At 50.6% G+C, this 19,542-nt stretch carries 19 protein-coding genes; 7 read left to right on the plus strand and 12 right to left on the minus strand.

Features of this window, described 5'->3' with window-relative positions; translation table 11 throughout:
- Positions 1 to 5: 5 nt before the first annotated feature.
- From atpH to ravA, 11 genes are all read right to left on the minus strand, one after another.
- Positions 6 to 539, minus strand: coding sequence for a F0F1 ATP synthase subunit delta (gene atpH, locus D5398_RS12450; protein WP_120507921.1), 534 nt, complete (start codon positions 537 to 539; stop codon positions 6 to 8).
- A gap of 14 nt (positions 540 to 553) precedes the next feature.
- On the minus strand, positions 554 to 1,024 hold the full coding sequence (gene atpF / locus D5398_RS12455) for a F0F1 ATP synthase subunit B (RefSeq protein ID WP_095924051.1): 471 nt from the start codon (positions 1,022 to 1,024) through the stop codon (positions 554 to 556).
- A gap of 65 nt (positions 1,025 to 1,089) precedes the next feature.
- Entirely contained in the window at positions 1,090 to 1,329 is a 240-nt protein-coding gene (gene atpE / locus D5398_RS12460; protein WP_004093904.1) for a F0F1 ATP synthase subunit C, read from the minus strand.
- A 49-nt stretch (positions 1,330 to 1,378) separates the two neighbouring features.
- Positions 1,379 to 2,161, minus strand: coding sequence for a F0F1 ATP synthase subunit A (gene atpB / locus D5398_RS12465; protein WP_120507922.1), 783 nt, complete (start codon positions 2,159 to 2,161; stop codon positions 1,379 to 1,381).
- A 22-nt stretch (positions 2,162 to 2,183) separates the two neighbouring features.
- Complete coding sequence (atpI, locus tag D5398_RS12470; protein ID WP_120507923.1) at positions 2,184 to 2,582, minus strand: F0F1 ATP synthase subunit I; 399 nt, start codon at positions 2,580 to 2,582, stop codon at positions 2,184 to 2,186.
- 649 nt (positions 2,583 to 3,231) lie between these two features.
- Entirely contained in the window at positions 3,232 to 3,852 is a 621-nt protein-coding gene (gene rsmG, locus D5398_RS12475) for a 16S rRNA (guanine(527)-N(7))-methyltransferase RsmG (protein WP_120507924.1), read from the minus strand.
- Positions 3,853 to 3,981: 129 nt separating this feature from the next.
- Positions 3,982 to 5,871, minus strand: a complete 1,890-nt coding sequence (gene mnmG, locus D5398_RS12480; RefSeq protein WP_120507925.1) for a tRNA uridine-5-carboxymethylaminomethyl(34) synthesis enzyme MnmG — start codon at positions 5,869 to 5,871, stop codon at positions 3,982 to 3,984.
- A gap of 379 nt (positions 5,872 to 6,250) precedes the next feature.
- Positions 6,251 to 6,694: an FMN-binding protein MioC gene (gene mioC / locus D5398_RS12490; RefSeq protein WP_120507926.1), complete on the minus strand. Its 444-nt coding sequence runs from the start codon at positions 6,692 to 6,694 to the stop codon at positions 6,251 to 6,253.
- Positions 6,695 to 6,782: 88 nt separating this feature from the next.
- Positions 6,783 to 7,244 (minus strand): transcriptional regulator AsnC, encoded by a 462-nt coding sequence (gene asnC / locus D5398_RS12495; protein ID WP_120507927.1) that lies wholly within the window; start codon positions 7,242 to 7,244, stop codon positions 6,783 to 6,785.
- 21 nt (positions 7,245 to 7,265) lie between these two features.
- Positions 7,266 to 8,735, minus strand: a complete 1,470-nt coding sequence (gene viaA / locus D5398_RS12500; protein WP_120507928.1) for an ATPase RavA stimulator ViaA — start codon at positions 8,733 to 8,735, stop codon at positions 7,266 to 7,268.
- 2 nt (positions 8,736 to 8,737) lie between these two features.
- Positions 8,738 to 10,246, minus strand: a complete 1,509-nt coding sequence (ravA, locus tag D5398_RS12505; RefSeq protein ID WP_120507929.1) for an ATPase RavA — start codon at positions 10,244 to 10,246, stop codon at positions 8,738 to 8,740.
- 272 nt (positions 10,247 to 10,518) lie between these two features.
- On the opposite strand from ravA, the gene kup reads away from it, so the two are divergent.
- The 7 genes from kup to rbsR all read left to right on the plus strand — a co-directional run bounded on the left by kup (position 10,519) and on the right by rbsR (position 18,434).
- Entirely contained in the window at positions 10,519 to 12,387 is a 1,869-nt protein-coding gene (gene kup, locus D5398_RS12510) for a low affinity potassium transporter Kup (protein ID WP_120133809.1), read from the plus strand.
- A 214-nt stretch (positions 12,388 to 12,601) separates the two neighbouring features.
- Positions 12,602 to 13,021 carry a D-ribose pyranase gene (gene rbsD, locus D5398_RS12515; protein WP_101077844.1) on the plus strand — a complete coding sequence of 140 codons (420 nt, stop codon included), beginning with the start codon at positions 12,602 to 12,604 and terminating at the stop codon, positions 13,019 to 13,021.
- Between the two features lie 7 nt (positions 13,022 to 13,028).
- A complete protein-coding gene (rbsA, locus tag D5398_RS12520) occupies positions 13,029 to 14,534 on the plus strand; it encodes a ribose ABC transporter ATP-binding protein RbsA (protein ID WP_120507930.1) in 1,506 nt (501 codons plus the stop codon).
- Positions 14,535 to 14,540: 6 nt separating this feature from the next.
- A complete protein-coding gene (gene rbsC / locus D5398_RS12525) occupies positions 14,541 to 15,512 on the plus strand; it encodes a ribose ABC transporter permease (protein ID WP_120507931.1) in 972 nt (323 codons plus the stop codon).
- 23 nt (positions 15,513 to 15,535) lie between these two features.
- Entirely contained in the window at positions 15,536 to 16,426 is an 891-nt protein-coding gene (gene rbsB, locus D5398_RS12530; protein WP_112290844.1) for a ribose ABC transporter substrate-binding protein RbsB, read from the plus strand.
- 67 nt (positions 16,427 to 16,493) lie between these two features.
- Positions 16,494 to 17,423: a ribokinase gene (rbsK, locus tag D5398_RS12535; protein ID WP_120507932.1), complete on the plus strand. Its 930-nt coding sequence runs from the start codon at positions 16,494 to 16,496 to the stop codon at positions 17,421 to 17,423.
- Positions 17,424 to 18,434, plus strand: a complete 1,011-nt coding sequence (gene rbsR / locus D5398_RS12540; protein ID WP_120507933.1) for a ribose operon transcriptional repressor RbsR — start codon at positions 17,424 to 17,426, stop codon at positions 18,432 to 18,434.
- Here the strand turns inward: rbsR and D5398_RS12545 are convergent.
- Positions 18,417 to 19,106, minus strand: coding sequence for a FadR/GntR family transcriptional regulator (locus D5398_RS12545; protein ID WP_120507934.1), 690 nt, complete (start codon positions 19,104 to 19,106; stop codon positions 18,417 to 18,419). The genes rbsR and D5398_RS12545 overlap by 18 nt on opposite strands.
- Positions 19,107 to 19,542 lie beyond the last annotated feature (436 nt).

Here is a 19,542-nt window from a genome sequence, read left to right on the forward strand (position 1 = left end):
TCCCCTTAAGACTGCAAGACGTCTGCCAGGCGTTCCAGACGACTGCGAACGCTGCCATCAATCACCATATCACCTGCACGGATTATGACACCGGCAAGAACAGACTTGTCAATTTTGCAATTCAGCTTAACTTTGCGAGACAGACGTTTTTCCATCGCAGCAGCAATTTTTGCCTGCTGTTCTTCCGAAAGCGGATTTGCTGAGGTCACTTCAACTTCAGCAACAGCCTCCAGAGAGGCGCGCAGTTCGATGAACTGCTCCAGCACTTGCGGAAGAACGCGTAAACGTCCATTTTCAGCCATTACCTTAATCAGGTTTTGGCCTGCGTCGTCGAGTTCGTCACCACATACGGCAATAAACGTTTTAGACAAAGTTTCAGGCGCGCTAGCACCGGAAAGCAGTTCTTCAATTTGTTCATTGCGCGTGACTTCAGCCGTGAACGCTAACATGGACTGCCAGCGGTCTAAGCTTTGGTGCTCAACGGCAAAGTCAAAAGCTGCTTTGGCGTAGGGGCGAGCTACAGTTACAAATTCAGACATCAGCCCCTCCCTCCTTACAGTTCAGCGACCAGTTTATCAACGATGTCGCTGTTAGCAGCTTCATCCACGGAACGTTCGATGATCTTCTCGGCGCCAGCAATGGCCAAAATTCCGACTTGCTTACGCAACTCTTCACGGGCGCGTTGGCGTTCGGCGTCGATCTCTGCCTTGGCTTGCGTCACGATCTTGTTACGTTCCTGCTCGGCTTCAGCTTTTGCTTCGTCGACGATTTGAGCTTTACGCTTATTCGCCTGATCGATGATTACCTGAGCTTCAGCTTTGGCTTTCTTCAGTTGGTCGGTCGCATCGGCTTGCGCTAAGTCCAGCTCTTTTTTTGCACGTTCTGCGGAAGACAAACCTTCAGAAATTTCTTTCTGACGTTTTTCGATGGCAGCCATAATTGGCGGCCATACGTACTTCATGCAGAACCAGACAAACAGGACGAACGCGATAGCCTGGCCGAGGATTGTTGCGTTAAGATTCACAGCACAATGCCTCTTTCAAAGTGAATTATTTGATGTAGTTCGATTAACGCTGAGCGAACTCAGTGTTAGGCGACAGCAAACATCACGTACAGACCCAGACCAACCGCAATCATTGGGATTGCATCGACCAGACCCATAACGATAAAGAACTGTGTACGCAACAGAGGGATCAGGTCAGGCTGACGTGCAGCACCTTCCAAGAATTTACCACCCAAGATGCCGATACCGATCGCAGCACCGATTGCCGCCAGGCCCATCATCACAGCGGCAGCCATGTACAGCAGATCCATACTCAGGTTTTCCATGACAGTCTCCAGTTTGTTTCAGTTAAAACGCAGTAGTGTTGAAAGAAAATCAGTGTTTTTCAGATGCCATCGAGAGATAGACAATCGTCAGAACCATGAAAATAAAGGCTTGTAGCGTAATGATCAGGATGTGGAAAATGGCCCAAGGCACATTCAGGATCCACTGTGACCACCACGGCAACAGGCCAGCAATAAGGATGAAGATCAACTCACCCGCATACATATTGCCAAACAGTCGCAGACCCAGTGAAACTGGTTTAGACAGCAGGCTGACACCTTCAAGAATCAGGTTAACCGGAATGAAAACCGGATGATTGAATGGCTGCATTGTCAGTTCTTTAATGAAACCGCCAAAGCCTTTCATCTTAATGCTATAGAAAAGAATCAGAATGAATACGCCAAGTGCCATGGACAACGTGATGTTCACGTCAGCCGTAGGAACCACACGCAACGCTGGCAGACCAAGGATGTGCTCGCCGATGAATGGCAGCAAATCGATTGGCAGCAAATCCATCAGGTTCATCATAAACACCCAGACGAAGACGGTCAGCGCGAGAGGTGCAATCACTTTGCTTTTGCCGTGATACATGTCACGCACACTGCTGTCGACGAAACCAACGACCAGTTCAACTGCGGTTTGCAGTTTACCCGGTACACCGCTGGTGGCGTTTTTGGCTACGCGATGGAAAATAACCAGAAAGAGTACTCCGAGGAACACGGAGAAAAACATCGAATCGATGTTAATCGACCAGAATCCCGTCCCGATCTGAAGCTGAGTCAGATGGTGACCGATATACTCTTGTGGAGTAGAGATTTCTCCTGATGCAGACATGATGCCTCTTACCCTTTATTAGTTAAGTTCGGTAACTGTTAATGACGGCCGGTGCCAAAATCTGTGTCATCAACACCGATAAATAGGCCAACCCCAACGGAGTAAATGCCGCCTTAAACAGGCCAAGTGCGATAACCATTAAGATCACGGTAACCAGCACCTTCAGCGCTTCTCCGATAGCAAAGGACCAGGCAACCCGTCCAGAGACCGTTGTTTGCGCCTGGTGGCGCCATGCAAACAGCATAAACAGTACATTTGGCACCCAGGCGGCCAAACCACCCATAAGAGCCGATGTGGTCCATTCCAGGCTTTTAAAACCAAATACTGCACTGAGCAGAACAAAGGTCAATAACTGCAGTATCAACAGCTTTCTGGCAACCTTCACACTATTTGTACTGTGTAAAATACCGGATACAGACATGACGTTTGTTCTCTCCGTATCAAGTACCTAGCTGGAGGTAGACTGAATGCCGTATATCACTGCCTTTACTGTTTTGAGTCAAGCAGCAAAAACCGAGCAAATTATACGGTGCACAGGGACGAATTCAATGGATAAGTAGCGAAAAGGTGAACAATAATTTAAATTTTCCGCTTCACGACTATTTTGACAACCAAACTATAGCCGAATTTGCCCTTTTTGGTTTGATACGGTTATTTCATCACCCGACAAAGAAGCGTGCTCTGGATCACATAATTAACTCAGACCACTTTATATACCCTGCACCGTTTGAATGTCTTTAGCTAATCAGGCCTTTTAAAACCTTTATAAATCAATTTGTTAATAAAACCCTGCTTGTAAAACAATCTTATTTAAAAATAACCACGATTTATTGATACAACAACCCAACAAATAACAACATTTTCATTACAAATTGAATATCAGAGGACTGAGGACTGTTCAGTTTCAAAAGTGACTATTACAGTCCTGATTAAAATAAAAACATCTCTGAAATGCTATCAGTCTGTAAACAAGCGGTGATCAAGACTTCATCACCCCTATATAATTAGTCTGCTCATTTTAACTGTGTTAACACAGGCATTTTTTAAATATTATTTGATAAAACGCAACTTTAGTTTGAGCGAAGAATGACGAGATGACGTTCGCCGTCAAGTTCTGGTACCTGCAGTTTTATGACCGATTCCACAGTAATACCTTCTGGTAATGCAGCCAGCTCTTCATCAGGACTGACCCCTTTCAGAGCGTAAAACCGCCCCTGCCCTTTTTGCGGCAGGTGATGACACCAGGAAAGCATGTCCTGCAGAGACGCAAAAGCACGGCTGATCACCCCATCAAACGGCGGCTCTGGCATAAACTCTTCCACACGGCTTTGTACCGGCTCGATGTTTTTCAGTCCCAGCTCATGTTGGACCTGACGCAGGAAGCGTACACGCTTGCCCAGGCTGTCCAGCAGAGTGAAGTGGGAGTCCGGGCGGACAATGGCGAGAGGAACGCCTGGCAAACCAGGGCCTGTACCGACATCAATGAAACGGCTGCCTTGCAGGTGTTCATTCACGACGATACTGTCCATGATATGACGTACCAGCATCTGCATCGGGTCACGAACAGACGTCAGGTTGTAGGCTTTGTTCCACTTATGCAGCAGTTCAACATAGCCAATCAGTTGCTGTTTTTGCTGATCGGGTAACGCTATTCCTGCCGCAGCAAGCAGCGAGTCCAGTTTCTTTTGCACAGTGAATCCTCAGACAGAGTCGATATTCCGGGAACAGCCCGGTGAAGAAATGATAAAACACTCAGAAAGATGGGAAAAGTAAGAACTGACCGCCACTTGGTTTCAAAGGGCGGCCATAAGAGATGTGATTTATGCGCTGCGGCGCAGTAAGCCTTGTTTTTTAAGCCAAATCAGTAAGATCGAGATAGCAGCCGGTGTAATACCCGAGATCCGCGATGCCTGACCAATGGAGGTCGGCTTGTGATCGTTAAGCTTGGCGATCACTTCATTTGAAAGACCATTCACCTGACGGTAATCAAGATCAACTGGCAGCACGGTGTTTTCGTTACGCTGTTGTTTTTCGATCTCTTCCTGCTGGCGGGCAATATAGCCTTCATATTTGATCTGAATTTCTACCTGTTCAGCCGCCTGCACATCCGGAACAGAAGGTGCGAATGGGGAAAGACGGGTGATCAGCTCATAGGTCATTTCAGGACGACGCAGTAACTCTTCCGCACTGGCTTCTTTAGAAAGCGGAGCAGACAGATGCGCGTTAATTTCTTCAACCTGTGCATGGTGCGGGTTCACCCAGATACCACGCAGGCGCTGACGTTCCTGTTCGATCATTTCCAGTTTTTCGTTGAAGCGCGCCCAGCGTGCATCATCAACCAGACCTAGCTCGCGGCCTTTTTCTGTCAGGCGCAAATCAGCATTGTCTTCGCGCAGCATCAGGCGGTACTCGGCACGGGAAGTAAACATGCGGTACGGTTCTTTAGTGCCCAAGGTACACAGGTCATCGACAAGTACACCGAGATACGCCTGGTCACGGCGCGGTGCCCAGCCTTCCTGCTCAGTGGCACAGCGGGCAGCGTTCATACCGGCCAGTAAGCCCTGCGCAGCAGCTTCTTCGTAACCGGTAGTGCCGTTGATCTGTCCTGCAAAGAACAGGCCGGCAATAAATTTGCTTTCCAGCGTTGGTTTCAAATCACGCGGATCGAAGAAATCGTATTCAATCGCATAACCTGGGCGAACGATGACGGCATTTTCCATCCCCTGCATAGATCGGACGATCTGCATCTGCACATCGAATGGCAGGCTGGTGGAAATTCCGTTTGGATAAACTTCATTGCTGGTCAGGCCTTCCGGTTCAAGGAAGATCTGATGAGAATTGCGATCGGCAAAACGCATGACTTTATCTTCGATCGATGGGCAATAACGCGGGCCGATCCCTTCGATGATCCCGGCGTACATCGGGCTGCGATCCAGATTATTTCTGATCACGTCATGGGTTTTTTCGTTGGTATACGTCATGTAGCACGGGATCTGGCGCGGATGTTGCGACACGTTGCCCATGAACGAGAATACCGGAGCCGGATTATCTCCGTGTTGTTGTGCCAGCACGCTGAAATCAATGGTGCGGGCATCGATACGCGGAGGTGTACCGGTTTTAAGACGGTTAACGCGTAAAGGCAATTCACGCAGGCGCTGAGACAAGGAGATCGCAGGAGGATCCCCTGCACGGCCACCACTGTAATTCTCAAGACCAATGTGGATCTTCCCATCGAGGAAGGTACCGACGGTCAGAACCACGGATTTAGCGCGGAATTTCAGACCCATTTTGGTCACAGCTCCCACGACACGATCGTTTTCGACGATCAGGTCTTCAACAGGTTGCTGGAAGAGAGTCAGGTTTGGCTGGTTTTCCAATGCAGTACGTACTGCCTGACGATACAACACGCGGTCAGCCTGGGCTCGTGTTGCCCTGACTGCTGGGCCTTTACTCGCGTTTAGTATCCTAAACTGAATGCCCGCATGATCGATAGCCGTAGCCATCAGTCCGCCCAGTGCGTCCACTTCTTTTACCAGATGTCCTTTCCCGATCCCGCCAATTGCCGGGTTACACGACATCTGTCCCAGCGTGTCGATATTGTGGGTTAATAATAAGGTCTGACGTCCCATACGGGCAGAAGCCATGGCGGCTTCAGTACCTGCATGACCACCACCTATGATGATGACGTCAAATTGATCCGGATAAAACATGCGACTGCACCTCGGCGTTCAAGCGAACTTTCTTTGTATGGCGTTGGGAGGAGGGATTCTACTCAAGTTTTAAGCTTCCACAAGTCCCCGGGGATCTTCACTAATTAAAAGAAGATCTTTTTTATTTAAAGATCTCTTATTAATACTTCTATTAAGATCGCGATCCTCTGTGCATAAGTCTTTTTTGTTTATGAAGATCAGTATGCTAAGAAGGATCGAATGCTGTGAATGATCGGTGATCCTGAACAGTATAAGCTGGGATCAGAATTGAGAGTTATGCACAGCATGAAAAGCGTACAGGAGTTGTTAGAGGGATAACTACGGGTTTTACCCTGCTTTTAAGCATAGTTATCCACATCTGATCGCCTGAAATTTACACTTATTTGATCAAATTAATCCAGTTGATCACCCAAACCTCGGCCGGATCCTCAGGAATTTCGTGTTGAGTCACGTCGATCTCAAGACGATCACCGATCCGTTTTGCCCCTAATGACGTCAGTTTTTGATCCAGAGAACTGATCGCGCCACAGAAGGTGTCATATTCACTGCTGCCCAGACCTAATGCGCCAAAGCGTACTTTTGACAGATCCGGCTGACCATCTTCCAGCTGCTCCATAAAAGGCTGCAGGTTATCAGGCAACTCGCCAGCACCGTGTGTCGAGCACACGAGTAGCCAGATCCCTTCCTGCGGAACTTCATACAGTTCCGGACCATGGAACGTCTGGGTTGTAAAACCGGCTTCTTCCAGTTTCTCAGCCACGTGTTCAGCTACATATTCGGCACTGCCAAGCGTACTGCCACTGATCAGGGTAATGTCAGACATAATGCTCTCACCCGGGAAAAGGAGGCTATTGTACGCTGTGAATGAGCTGGGATCTACCTGTGGATAATAGGGGTATAGAAATCAGTGCTCAGGGCTGGATGGTACGTGTGATGGGGTTTTGCAGGGAGATCAGGGTCTCTGTTGACTGGATCTCATCAATTGTCTGGATCTTGTTGATAAGTACATGCTGAAGGGAATCAATCGAGCGGCACATGATCTTAATGAAAATGCTGTAATGTCCGGTGGTGTAATAGGCTTCGACTACTTCTTCTATACTTTCGAGCTTTTTCAAAGCCGAAGGATAATCCTTGGCGCTTTTTAAAATGATGCCGATAAAGCAGCACACGTCATAGCCCAGCTGCTTGGGATTAATGGTGATATGCGCACCGGTAATGATGCCCGCCTGCTTCATTTTCTCCACGCGGACGTGGATGGTCCCCGGGCTGACCGTGAACACTTTTGCCAGTTCTGCATAAGGGGTACGGGCGTTTTCCATCAACGCGTTGAGGATCCCGCGATCCAGCTCATCGAGCTGATAGATTTCAGTCATGGTTTTATTTTCTCTGTAGGCTTAATTTCTCTGCCAGCGACGTTGGACGCGGCTTTTAACACCGGTATCAAAGCGCCAGATATGATCGAAGATGCGCAGAATTCCTGGCTTGCCGTAATGTGACATTGCCAGAGCATGAAAGCGATGCTGCCTTTCTTTTTGCAACGCTCTGACTTTTCTTTGCACCTCATCAGGCAGACGCTGAGCGATAAAATCGGAAATGACGACGGCATCGGCATCATGCCATTGTGGCGAAGTCAGTTTATCCAGTGTGGCATTCAGGCAGGCTGCCAGATCGGTTCCGCCGCGAAAATGCTGGCCCAGAAAACGCAATGCCTGATCCAGGCCGCTGTTGGACGTCAGTTCATAATGGATCACTTCGCTGGCAAACAGCATGATGTAACAGCGGCGGTTATCCGCCAGCGCAATTTTCAGTAATGCCAGGCAGAACGCTTTCGCACATTGTTCATTAAAGCCGCCCATAGAACCCGAAGTGTCGACGCAGACCACAAAAGGCCCGCGCGGTTGCGGTTCCTGTTGCTGATACACCACCGGGCGTTTGACGACTTTCTCGCGCCAGACATCGCCTTGCAGGCGATAGGTCATCAGACGCTTTTCCAGCAGTCGTCGGTAAAATTCGTATTCCAGTTCGGGAAGCCCCAGCGTCACCAGCTCCGTTGGCATCAGGCGCAAAATATCATCGCTCTGATGAATGCCGTTCACTTCTTCCGGTACCGTTGCCGGCTCACGCACCATCAGCCGGTGCGTTTCCATTTTCGCATCTTCATGCGGGCTGGTTTTGACAGTCTGGCTGCGTCCCAGCTGTTCGGCCAGGTGCATCAGTTCAGGTTGCTGCTGGAGAAATGCCCCGAAACGCGCCAGCGACTGAATATCGCCCCGCATGCGCTTTCCTTTACTCATATCCCACAAACGGCCAGCCGCCGTATCGTTCTCTGCTAATAAAGGAGAGAGCTCGCTGCTGAGCTCCAGGCGTTGCAGCAATTCCTCCTGCAGTTGCTCCTGTTCCTGCTCCAGTAACTGCTGATGAACGTTCACCGTCTGGAAGGTCAGATTCAGGCGCCAGCGTTGCAGGAACAAGGTCTGAAAGCTGCTACCTGTTTTGGCTGTGCGGGAGGCTTCGTGATTTTCCTGCAACGTGCGGGCTTCAGTGAGAAAGGGAGAATTTAGCCGCCCGAGTTCGGCCAGAAGTGAAGTCAGTTCAGTCTGGAATGTCACCGCATCCGTCTGCTGAGCATGCTGGTAAAGATAGAACTCTTTCGCCAGTTCTTCCGGCACAGGAGTTTCGTGGATCCTCTGACGAAGGCGCATCTTCCATTCGGGAAGATCTTTGGTCAGTGCCCGTTTGAGACGGGGGAATTTCTTGAAGAAAACCGCCATTGCGGGTGCTGCCAGCAGACCGATGATGGATTCCTCAATCAGTTCGGCTTCGCTGATGGCCAGCAGCAGATCCAGAGATTCCAGGCTGAACATGATCAGTGACCACTGAATGTCTGTTGCTGAAGGCGTAACTGTTCGGAGACTTGCAACAGACTGGCTTCTATTTTTGCCATCCAAGCTGCCGGTACAAACAGACAGTTTTGCTGCTGGCCGAATTCATGCCTTTGCTGAGCCAGTTTCGCAGTGAGATCGCTGAGCGTATTTTTCATCTCATCAGGAACGGCGATGTGCTCATTGCCCGGCAGTGTCAGCGGCGTGCTCTGGCGACTGACGTCCAGCACCAGCAATTGCTGTTTATCGTCGATTTCTAAATCAATGCTCTGAGCAAAGCCAATGCCATTCATTTTGGCTTTCAGGACGCCACCTTTATTAAGCCACTCTTCCAGAACAGTACGTTCGAACAACAGATGCGTGACTTTAATGTCATGCAGATGCAAAGGTGCTTGCAGTAATAATGTCAGGCTGGAGGTGGTCATTGTATCCGGCAAAGAATATTGCGGTTTGCGACTGAATATTCCGGCTTTCTTGCCGAGCTTGACGGACTGACGGGAACTCTGTTGCTGCTGATGCTGCATCCATTGCTGATTTAGTTGCTGGATTTTCATCAGCAAGGTTTGCTGCTGGTAAGCCTGCTCAGTAATCAGCTGTTCAATCTGTGTTTGCAGCAGGTTATAGGTATTCAGGTCATGCCATAAACAATCTTTCAGCAGGATCAGATCCACGGGTGTGATCGCATTTCTGCCGCTGAAGAATGCGCTGGCCTGTAACAGACGCAAAGCTTTTTTCCAGCGACGGTCGGAGACATAAGGTGCAGTATCGAGGGCATCAAGACGCTGGCGCAACTGGAAGATCAGTTCAAAGCAGCTGTCAGAAAGATTAACTTTGTCGATTTCCGGCTGCCATTGTTGATATTCTTCATCGCTGATACTGAGGGACTCTGCCACCGGATTGCTGCTTTCATTATTACGGCTGGTAAGCAGTGAGCGGAAATTTTGCTTATCCTGCACTTTATCCAGCCACAGACGGATCAGCATACGGTCATACAACGCTTCCAGACCGCCATCTGCTTCGGGTAATTCGTTGGATGCACTGACCAGCAAACGCATCGGTATAGGGTCTTCGCGTTCGCCATTACGGAAACGGCGTTCGTTAATGGCCGTCAGGAGCGTATTCAGGATGGCGGGCCCGGCTTTCCAGATTTCATCAAGGAAGACAATTTCAGCTTCCGGCAGATAGCCTTCGGTCAGACGCAGATAGCGGCCTTCATCTTTCAGGGCCTGAATTGAGAGCGGACCAAAGACTTCTTCCGGTGTGGAAAAGCGCGTCATAAGATATTCGAAGGCGCGGGCGTGGCGGAAGGCAAATTTCAGGCGGCGGGCAATCAGGCTCTTTGCAATACCCGGCGGGCCAAGCAGGAAAACGCTTTCACCGCACAGGGCGGCCAGCAGGCAAAGTCGTATGGCATCCTGCCGCTCGTACAGGCCATGTTCAAGTGCATTAGCAAGACGGGCGATCCGTTCTGCCAGAAGGGGAGATTGCGCCATACTGTCTCTTCCGGTTTCCATTTAGTTGTTGAATAGTGTACTGGGTTCTTATGAGAAGCGACGATTATTTTTATCGTTATAGCTTGTTGATTACTAGAAATTTTCTATTATCAAAAATGTGACCCCGTTCATCTGAACGCCGGTTTGACCTCACATTTAAGGGTAGGCAATCTGATTTATTCGTGCATACTGTGCGCCTTTTAGTGGGCATCATAAGACTGAGCGCACGCATCGCTTACAGATGTTCGAGCAAAAAAGAAAAGAAACGAAATATGAGCACTGAACATAAACGGTCACTCCCCGCAGTAACCCTGGCCGCCATTGGTGTGGTCTATGGCGATATTGGTACCAGTCCTCTCTATACCTTAAGAGAGTGTTTTTCCGGTCATTATGGTTTCAACGTTGAACCCAGCGTCGTTTTTGGTTTTCTTTCTCTGATTTTCTGGATGTTAATCCTCATTGTTTCGCTCAAGTACCTCACTTACGTGATGCGGGCGGACAACGCAGGTGAGGGCGGTATTCTGACGCTGATGTCTCTGGCGGGTAGAAACACCTCTGCACGAACCACCGCCGTTCTGGTCATTCTCGGCCTGATCGGGGGAAGCTTCTTCTATGGTGAAGTGGTGATCACCCCGGCTATTTCTGTTCTTTCCGCGATGGAAGGTCTGGAGATCGCAGCACCTTCGCTTGATCCTTATATCGTCCCTCTTTCTATTACTGTCCTGACGCTGCTTTTCATTATTCAGAAGCATGGCACCGGCATCGTGGGCAAATTATTTGCGCCAGTGATGTTGCTGTGGTTCCTGACGCTGGCTGTGCTTGGCGTGAACAGCATCATGCAGAACCCTGAAGTACTCCGCGCCATGAACCCGATGTGGGCGGTCAACTTCTTCATCGAGCATAAGTCGTTTTCCTTCCTGGCACTCGGTGCGGTCGTTCTGTCGATTACCGGCGTGGAAGCGCTGTATGCGGATATGGGCCACTTCGGGAAATTCCCTATCCGGCTCGCATGGTTCACCGTTGTGCTACCTTCTCTGGTGCTGAACTATTTTGGCCAGGGCGCGTTGCTGCTGAAAAACCCTGAGTCGATTAAAAACCCGTTCTTCCTGCTGGCGCCGGATTGGGCATTAATTCCTTTACTGGTGCTGGCAACGCTGGCGACCATTATCGCGTCTCAGGCTGTTATCTCCGGCGTGTTCTCCCTGACCCGTCAGGCTGTGCGTCTGGGCTATCTGCCGCCAATGCGCATTATTCACACCTCAGAAATGGAAGCGGGTCAGATTTACATCCCGGCCATTAACTGGCTGCTGTATTTTGCGGTGGTTATCGTTATCGCAAGCTTTGAACATTCCAGCAATCTGGCTGCGGCCTACGGTATTGCTGTAACCGGCACGATGGTGCTGACCAGCATTCTTTCCTGCACGGTGGCACTTAAAAATTGGCACTGGAAACCGTTCCTGGTCGGACTTTTGCTGATCGGTCTGCTGTTTATAGATATCCCGCTTTTCGCGGCGAACGCCACGAAACTGTTCTCCGGTGGCTGGTTGCCGCTGACGCTGGGTCTGTGCATGTTTATCGTCATGACAACCTGGAAAAGCGAGCGCTTCCGCCTTATGCGTCGCATGAACGAGCACGGCAATTCTCTTGAAGCGATGATCGCGTCCCTGGAGAAATCGCCGCCAGTTCGGGTTCCGGGTACTGCGGTATATATGTCGCGTGCTATCAACGTCATTCCCTTTGCATTGCTGCATAACCTCAAGCACAACAAAGTACTGCATGAGCGCGTGGTCTTGCTGACGTTACGCACCGAAGATGCACCTTATGTGCATAACGTCCGCCGCGTTACCATCGAACAGCTTTCGCCGACGTTCTGGCGGGTGGTGGCGAGTTACGGATTTAAAGAGACACCGAATGTGGAAGAAGTCTTCCACCGCTGCGGTCTGGAAGGATTGCCATGCCGGATGATGGAAACGTCGTTCTTTATGTCGCATGAATCCCTGATCCTGACCAAGCGACCGTGGTATCTTTACTTCCGTGGCAAACTCTTTATGGCGCTCAGCCGTAATGCCTTGCGCGCACCGGATCAGTTCGAAATTCCGCCGAACCGCGTGATAGAACTCGGTACGCAGGTAGAAATTTAACGCTTATTTCTGCCAGCCAAAGGGCACCTCCGGGTGTCCTTTGTTATTTCATCCTCCCCTCAGTAAATAGCCAAACTCAAATTTTCAGGTTGTTTGCGAATCATTCAGCGAAACGTTTCGACGTTGATCACAATTCCATCACAACCCCGTTGCCATGTCCGGTGAACTTTATAAACTCATCAGTGAGCGAAACGTTTCGCTGTAGGAGTTCACAATGAAGAAGTCACCGCTGTTAAATGCCGAAATCTCAAATGTTATTGCCCGGTTAGGTCACACCGATCAGCTGGTTATTGGCGATGCCGGGCTTCCGGTGCCAGCAGCTTGCCAACGCATCGATCTGGCTCTGACCCAGGGAGTCCCCACCTTTTTACAAGTCTTAGAGGTAGTGACACATGAGATGCAGGTTGAGCGGGCTATCCTCGCCGAGGAAATCCTCACCAAAAATCCTCAACTCCATGAAGCGTTACTCGCCCAATTGACACAACTCGAACAACACCAGGGAAACACCATTGCTTTGGATTACGTCAGTCATGAGGCATTCAAAGCGCAAAGCGAAAAAAGTCGGGCTGTGATCCGCAGCGGGGAATGTTCGCCATACGCGAACGTTATTCTGTGTGCCGGCGTAACCTTCTGAGGCCTTTATGCAACCTTTGCTGCAACTGACAGGCATTGATAAAGCCTTTCCCGGCGTAAAAGCACTTTCCGGCGCGGCGCTCAGCGTCTATCCGGGACGTGTGATGGCGCTGGTGGGAGAAAACGGCGCGGGTAAGTCCACCATGATGAAAGTGCTGACCGGCATCTATCAAAAAGATGCCGGTTCAGTCCATTTTCTTGGTAAGGAAGCGGCATTCAATGGCCCTAAGGCTTCTCAGGAAGCCGGTATTGGTATCATCCATCAGGAACTGAACCTGATCCCCCAGCTGACCATCGCTGAAAACATCTTCCTGGGCCGTGAGTTTGTGAACGGTTTTGGCCGCATCAACTGGAAAAAGATGTATGCCGAAGCCGATAAACTGCTGGCACGCCTGAATCTGCGTTACAAAAGTGATCGTCTGGTCGGCGAGTTATCGATTGGCGACCAGCAGATGGTCGAAATTGCCAAGGTGCTGAGCTTTGAGTCCAAAGTCATCATCATGGATGAACCGACGGATGCCCTGACCGACACTGAAACCGCTTCTTTATTTAGCGTGATCCGCGAGCTGAAAGCTGCCGGTTGTGGCGTGGTATATATCTCCCACCGCATGAAAGAAATCTTTGAAATCTGTGATGACGTGACGGTATTCCGTGACGGGCAGTTTATCGCTGAGCGTCCGGTCAGTTCGCTGGAAGAAGACACGCTGATTGAAATGATGGTCGGCCGTCGCCTCGAAGAACAATATCCGCGTATCAACCATCAGCGTGGTGCGTTGCGTCTGCAAGTGCGCGATGTCAGCGGGCCTGGGGTGGATAACGTCAGCTTTGATTTGCACAGCGGCGAAATTCTGGGGATTTCCGGTTTGATGGGCGCTGGACGTACCGAACTGATGAAAATTCTCTACGGCGCATTACCGCGTAAAAGTGGCTACGTGGCGCTTGATGGCCGCGAAGTCGTGACGCGCTCGCCTCAGGACGGACTGGCAAACGGCATCGTTTATATCTCTGAAGACCGTAAGCGCGATGGTTTAGTACTCGGCATGTCCGTGAAAGAGAACATGTCGCTGACCGCGCTGCGTTATTTCAGCCACGGCGGCGGACGCCTGAAGCATGCGGAAGAACAACAGGCAGTCGGCGATTTTATCCGCCTCTTCAATATTAAAACGCCGTCGATGATGCAGACCATTGGCCTGCTTTCCGGTGGTAATCAGCAAAAAGTGGCGATTGCCCGCGGATTAATGACGCGGCCAAAAGTCCTGATCCTCGACGAACCGACGCGTGGCGTTGACGTCGGTGCCAAAAAAGAGATTTACCAGCTTATAAACCAGTTCAAGCGCGAAGGGCTGAGCATCATTTTGGTTTCCTCAGAAATGCCGGAAGTGATCGGCATGAGTGACCGGGTTTTGGTGATGCATGAAGGTCATTTAAGCGGTGAATTCCCGATAGAACAGGCAACGCAAGAAGTGTTGATGGCAGCCGCTGTCGGCAAGCAATACGGCGTGACGCAGGAGTAATCAGATATGAGTTCTCAGACATTGCCAGCCAAGAAGCGCTGGATCAGTAGAGAGTGGTTGCTGGAGCAAAAGTCTCTGATTGCGCTGCTGGTGTTGATTGCCGTGGTTTCTTCAATGAGCCCGAATTTCTTTACGGTCAACAACCTGTTTAACATCCTTCAGCAGACGTCGGTCAACGCCATTATGGCCGTGGGCATGACGCTGGTAATTCTGACGTCGGGCATTGATTTATCCGTCGGCTCCCTGCTGGCGCTGACCGGCGCGGTAGCAGCCTCTATTGTCGGGCTGGAAGTGAATGCATTAGTTGCGGTTGCAGGCGCGCTGGCGCTCGGTGCCGCCGTCGGCGCGGTGACTGGAATGATAGTCGCCAAAGGTAAAGTTCAGGCGTTCATCGCCACCCTGGTCATGATGTTGCTGCTGCGCGGTATCACCATGGTGTACACCAACGGCAGCCCGATCAGCACCGGTTTTAATGATGTCGCTGATGTCTTTGGCTGGTTTGGTATCGGTCGCCCGCTGGGTATTCCTACGCCGGTCTGGCTGATGGCGGTGGTGTTTATTGCGGCGTGGTACATGCTACATCACACCCGCTTAGGACGTTATATCTACGCGCTGGGCGGTAATGAATCTGCGACGCGTCTGTCAGGTATCAGCGTCGATAAAGTCAAAATTATTGTCTACTCCCTGTGCGGTTTGTTAGCGGCACTGGCCAGTATCATCGAAGTGGCGCGCTTGTCTTCTGCGCAGCCTAACGCAGGTACAGGTTATGAGCTGGATGCGATTGCCGCAGTGGTATTAGGGGGAACCAGCCTGTCCGGGGGTAAAGGACGCATTGTAGGAACGCTAATCGGGGCATTGATCCTTGGCTTCCTGAATAACGGTTTGAACTTATTGGGTGTTTCTTCCTACTACCAGATGATCGTAAAAGCAGTTGTCATCCTGCTGGCGGTTCTGGTGGATAACAAAAGCAACAAATAACCTCTCCTACAGGACTTATGACCATGAATATGAAAAAACTGGCTGTCTGGGTTTCCGCCGCAGCGATCACCGCTTCTTTCAGTGCAAACGTTCTGGCGAAAGACACCATTGCGCTGGTCGTTTCCACGCTGAATAACCCGTTCTTCGTTTCCATGAAAGACGGCGCGCAAAAAGAAGCGGACAAACTGGGCTATAACCTGGTGGTTCTTGATTCTCAAAATAACCCGGCGAAAGAACTGGCTAACGTGCAGGACCTGACCGTTCGCGGCACCAAATTGATGCTGATTAACCCGACAGATTCTGACGCAGTAGGCAACGCGGTGGCGATGGCCAACCAGGCGAAAATCCCGGTGATCACCCTTGACCGTCAGGCAACCAAAGGTGTCGTTGCCAGTCACGTGGCTTCAGATAACGCCTTCGGCGGTAAAATGGCCGGCGATTACATCGCCAAGAAACTGGGCGAAAACGCCAAAGTCATTGAGCTGGAAGGCATTGCCGGTACGTCTGTTGCCCGTGAGCGCGGTAAAGGTTTCGCTCAGGCAGCTGAAAAGCATCATTTCCAGATCCTCGCCAGCCAGCCAGCTGATTTTGACCGTACTAAAGGCCTGAACGTCATGCAGAACCTGCTGACCGCGCATCAGGATGTACAGGCTGTTTTCGCTCAGAACGATGAAATGGCGCTGGGTGCATTGCGCGCCCTGCAGACTGCCGGTAAAACAGATGTTCTGGTTGTCGGTTTTGACGGCACCGAAGACGGTATTAAAGCGGTTAACAGCGGTAAAATGGGCGCGACCGTGGCACAACGTCCTGAACAAATCGGCGTGATTGGGGTGCAGACCGCTGACAAAGTGCTGAAAGGCGAGAAAGTGCCGGCTGTTATCCCTGTTGATTTGAAACTGGTTGCTCAGCCGTAATACCCTCTTTATCTACGCTGTCACTGCGCCTCCTTACGGGGGCGCTATTTAACTCAGGGATTTCCACATGAAGACAGGCAAACTGGTGGTGCTCGGCAGCATCAACGCTGACCACATTCTGAATATCAACCACTTCCCGCAGCCGGGCGAAACGGTTATCGGTAAGCAGTACACCGTTGCCTTCGGCGGTAAAGGGGCGAATCAGGCGGTTGCTGCCGGTCGTAGTGGCGCTGATATTTCGTTTATTGCCTGTGTGGGAGATGACGATATTGGCGAGCGTGTTCGCAGACAGCTGGCCAGTGACCATATTGATACTCAACCCATTGAAGCCATCAAAGACACAACCACCGGCGTAGCGCTGATTTTCGTTAATGCGGAAGGTGAGAACGTTATTGGTATCGATGCAGGGGCCAATAAAGCCGTCACGCCGGAATACCTCGATCGCTATAAACAGCAGGTCATTGGCGCTGCGGCTTTATTGATGCAGCTGGAATCACCGCTCGAGACGGTGATTGAGGCGGCGAAGATTGCCAAAGACAACGGCACGCAGGTGATTCTCAATCCGGCTCCGGCCTGCGAATTACCTGATGAATTGCTGGCGCGGGTGGATATGATCACCCCGAACGAAACCGAAGCCGAAAAGCTGACAGGAATTAAAGTCGACAGTAATGAAGATGCCGAACGTGCTGCGAAAGCGCTGCATGATAAAGGTATCGCGACTGTCATCATTACTTTAGGCAGTAAAGGTGTTTGGTTAAGCCAGAACGGTGAGGGCAAATTAGTCCCAGGTTTTCGCGTGAAAGCCGTCGATACCATTGCGGCGGGCGATACTTTTAACGGGGCGCTGGTAACGGCGTTGCTGGAAGGCAAACCAATGGACAGTGCGGTGCGTTTTGCTCACGCCGCTGCGGCGATTGCCGTCACGCGTCCTGGTGCTCAGCCTTCCGTTCCGTGGCGTAAAGAAATCGACGATTTTCTTGCACAACAGGAGGCCTGATTGGCCACCATGAAAGATGTCGCCCGCCTCGCGGGCGTTTCAACCTCGACCGTCTCCCATGTGATCAACAAGAATCGTTTTGTTAGCGAATCCATCGCTGACAAAGTGAATGCCGCCGTGGAACAACTCAACTACGCACCTTCCGCGTTAGCCCGCAGTCTTAAACTGAACCAGACACGTACTCTCGGCATGTTGCTGACCGCCAGCAGTAACCCCTTCTATTCAGAAGTGGTGCGTGGCGTCGAACGCAGTTGCTATGAGCGTGGTTACAGTCTGATTTTGTGTAATACCGATAATGATGCGGAACGTATGAACCGTAGTCTGGAAACATTGCTGCAAAAGCGGGTCGACGGGCTGCTTATTATGTGTACGGAAAACCACCGGCCTTCGAAGGAGGCTATCAGCCGTTATCCGTCATTGCCGATTGTGATGATGGACTGGTCACCCTTCGATGGCGCCATCGATATCATTCAGGACAACGCGCTGCTGGGCGGCGAAATGGCGACGGAGTATTTAATCCGTCAGGGCTATCAGCGTATTGCCTGTATTACCGGCCCGTTAGATAAAACTACCGCACAGGAGCGTCTGAGCGGCTATCGTCAGGCCATGAATAAAGCCGGTCTGAATGTTTTGCCCGGTTATGAAGTGAGTGGTGATTTTGAATTCGAAGGCGGACTAGCTGCGATGCAGGAATTGCTGGCACTGCCGGAACCTCCGCATGCTGTTTTTGCCGGTAACGACGCTATGGCTGTGGGTGTATATCAGGCGCTCTATCAGCGCGGATTACGTGTACCTGATGATGTCGCCGTAATGGGCTACGATGATATCCAGCTGGCGCAATATATGATGCCGCCGCTGACCACTATTCATCAGCCCAAAGACTCTCTGGGTGAACTGGCCGTTGATGCTTTATTACATCGGTTGCAGGACCCGGATTCCGAGCCACAGGTTTTAGTGCTCACACCAGAACTGGTCGTGCGTCAGTCCGTCGGATCATTCATCGGCAAGTAACAAACTCTGGCATTCCAGAAGAGCGGCATTGGCGTCACCAGCCAGAATGGCATCCGTCAGCCGCTGGTGATGTTCCAGCTTAATCACTTCATTACCGGTAATCGCCCGGAAATAGCTCTGATACACCGAACTGAACAAATTAGAGAAAGACGTCAGGAAAGGATTCTTCCCCGCCTCATAGATAAGCTGATGAAACTGTGTATCAACCATTATCCAGCGTTCCCGATCAAAGCTGTTATGCAACTGGCGCATTTCATACATATATAGAGAGAGCTGATGCTTTTGTTCCTGACTGGCGGTGAGAGCTGCCAGAGCGCAAGCCTGAGGTTCAAGGGCTCTGCGCAAAACAATGAAATGTGCCATCACTTGATCAAAGTTCTCACGTGTCATCCACCAGGTCAGTAATTCCTGATCGAGAAAATTCCAGCTCGATTGTGGCATCACCCGGGTACCAATCCGCGGACGGGGTAAAAGCATTCCTTTAGCTGCCAGCGTTTTCACTGCTTCACGTACGGCCGTGCGGCTGACGCCAAAAATCTCCCCTAACTCATTCTCGCCAGGCAGTATTGCGCCTTCCGGATACTCGCCAGACAAAACGCGTTGTGCAATTTTCTCTGCCAGCAGATAAGAAAGGTTACGCTGAGCCGCTTGTTGGTGGGCATTAAGTTGCATGTAAGGTATTCCTGAATGTTTTTCTCTTATTATAAAGGAGAGTTTACTCCAGCCTTTGGCTTTAAACTGGCGTGTTTTTCGCTGAAATAGGTCGTTATTTACCCATTTCGGGCGGATTTGTCGAATTAATGAACGGTCAGTAAATTATTTCAAATTAAGGGTTGCGGCCTTCAGAGAACTCCCTATAATGCGCCTCCACTGACCGGGAACAACGACTCCTCTAACGAGAACCAAGTCGCCCAGTCAGGAAGAATCAACCCGGTGAAAACACCGCATCTTGTAAAAGAAAATGGTTGACTCTTCAGGGAGAAAGAGTATTATCTGCCTCCCACGTTGCTGAGTTAAGTCTCGCAACGTACGCTCTTTAACAATTTATCAGACAATCTGTGTGGGCACTCACAAGACGATATCAGCCACCTCGGTGGCAAAAAATATC

The sequence above is a fragment of the Rahnella bruchi genome, assembly GCF_003614975.1.
Classification (GTDB): domain Bacteria; phylum Pseudomonadota; class Gammaproteobacteria; order Enterobacterales; family Enterobacteriaceae; genus Rahnella; species Rahnella bruchi.

What these genes read in the sequence shown, in the direction of transcription:
- atpH (WP_120507921.1), bottom strand. Translation starts at nt 539, where the DNA reads ATGTCTGAATTTGTAACTGTAGCTCGCCCCTACGCCAAAGCAGCTTTT.
- atpE (WP_004093904.1), bottom strand. Translation starts at nt 1,329, where the DNA reads ATGGAAAACCTGAGTATGGATCTGCTGTACATGGCTGCCGCTGTGATG.
- atpB (WP_120507922.1), bottom strand. Translation starts at nt 2,161, where the DNA reads ATGTCTGCATCAGGAGAAATCTCTACTCCACAAGAGTATATCGGTCAC.
- atpI (WP_120507923.1), bottom strand. Translation starts at nt 2,582, where the DNA reads ATGTCTGTATCCGGTATTTTACACAGTACAAATAGTGTGAAGGTTGCC.
- mnmG (WP_120507925.1), bottom strand. Translation starts at nt 5,871, where the DNA reads ATGTTTTATCCGGATCAATTTGACGTCATCATCATAGGTGGTGGTCAT.
- mioC (WP_120507926.1), bottom strand. Translation starts at nt 6,694, where the DNA reads ATGTCTGACATTACCCTGATCAGTGGCAGTACGCTTGGCAGTGCCGAA.
- asnC (WP_120507927.1), bottom strand. Translation starts at nt 7,244, where the DNA reads ATGACTGAAATCTATCAGCTCGATGAGCTGGATCGCGGGATCCTCAAC.
- viaA (WP_120507928.1), bottom strand. Translation starts at nt 8,735, where the DNA reads ATGTTCAGCCTGGAATCTCTGGATCTGCTGCTGGCCATCAGCGAAGCC.
- ravA (WP_120507929.1), bottom strand. Translation starts at nt 10,246, where the DNA reads ATGGCGCAATCTCCCCTTCTGGCAGAACGGATCGCCCGTCTTGCTAAT.
- kup (WP_120133809.1), top strand. Translation starts at nt 10,519, where the DNA reads ATGAGCACTGAACATAAACGGTCACTCCCCGCAGTAACCCTGGCCGCC.
- rbsD (WP_101077844.1), top strand. Translation starts at nt 12,602, where the DNA reads ATGAAGAAGTCACCGCTGTTAAATGCCGAAATCTCAAATGTTATTGCC.
- rbsA (WP_120507930.1), top strand. Translation starts at nt 13,029, where the DNA reads ATGCAACCTTTGCTGCAACTGACAGGCATTGATAAAGCCTTTCCCGGC.
- rbsC (WP_120507931.1), top strand. Translation starts at nt 14,541, where the DNA reads ATGAGTTCTCAGACATTGCCAGCCAAGAAGCGCTGGATCAGTAGAGAG.
- rbsB (WP_112290844.1), top strand. Translation starts at nt 15,536, where the DNA reads ATGAATATGAAAAAACTGGCTGTCTGGGTTTCCGCCGCAGCGATCACC.
- rbsK (WP_120507932.1), top strand. Translation starts at nt 16,494, where the DNA reads ATGAAGACAGGCAAACTGGTGGTGCTCGGCAGCATCAACGCTGACCAC.
- D5398_RS12545 (WP_120507934.1), bottom strand. Translation starts at nt 19,106, where the DNA reads ATGCAACTTAATGCCCACCAACAAGCGGCTCAGCGTAACCTTTCTTAT.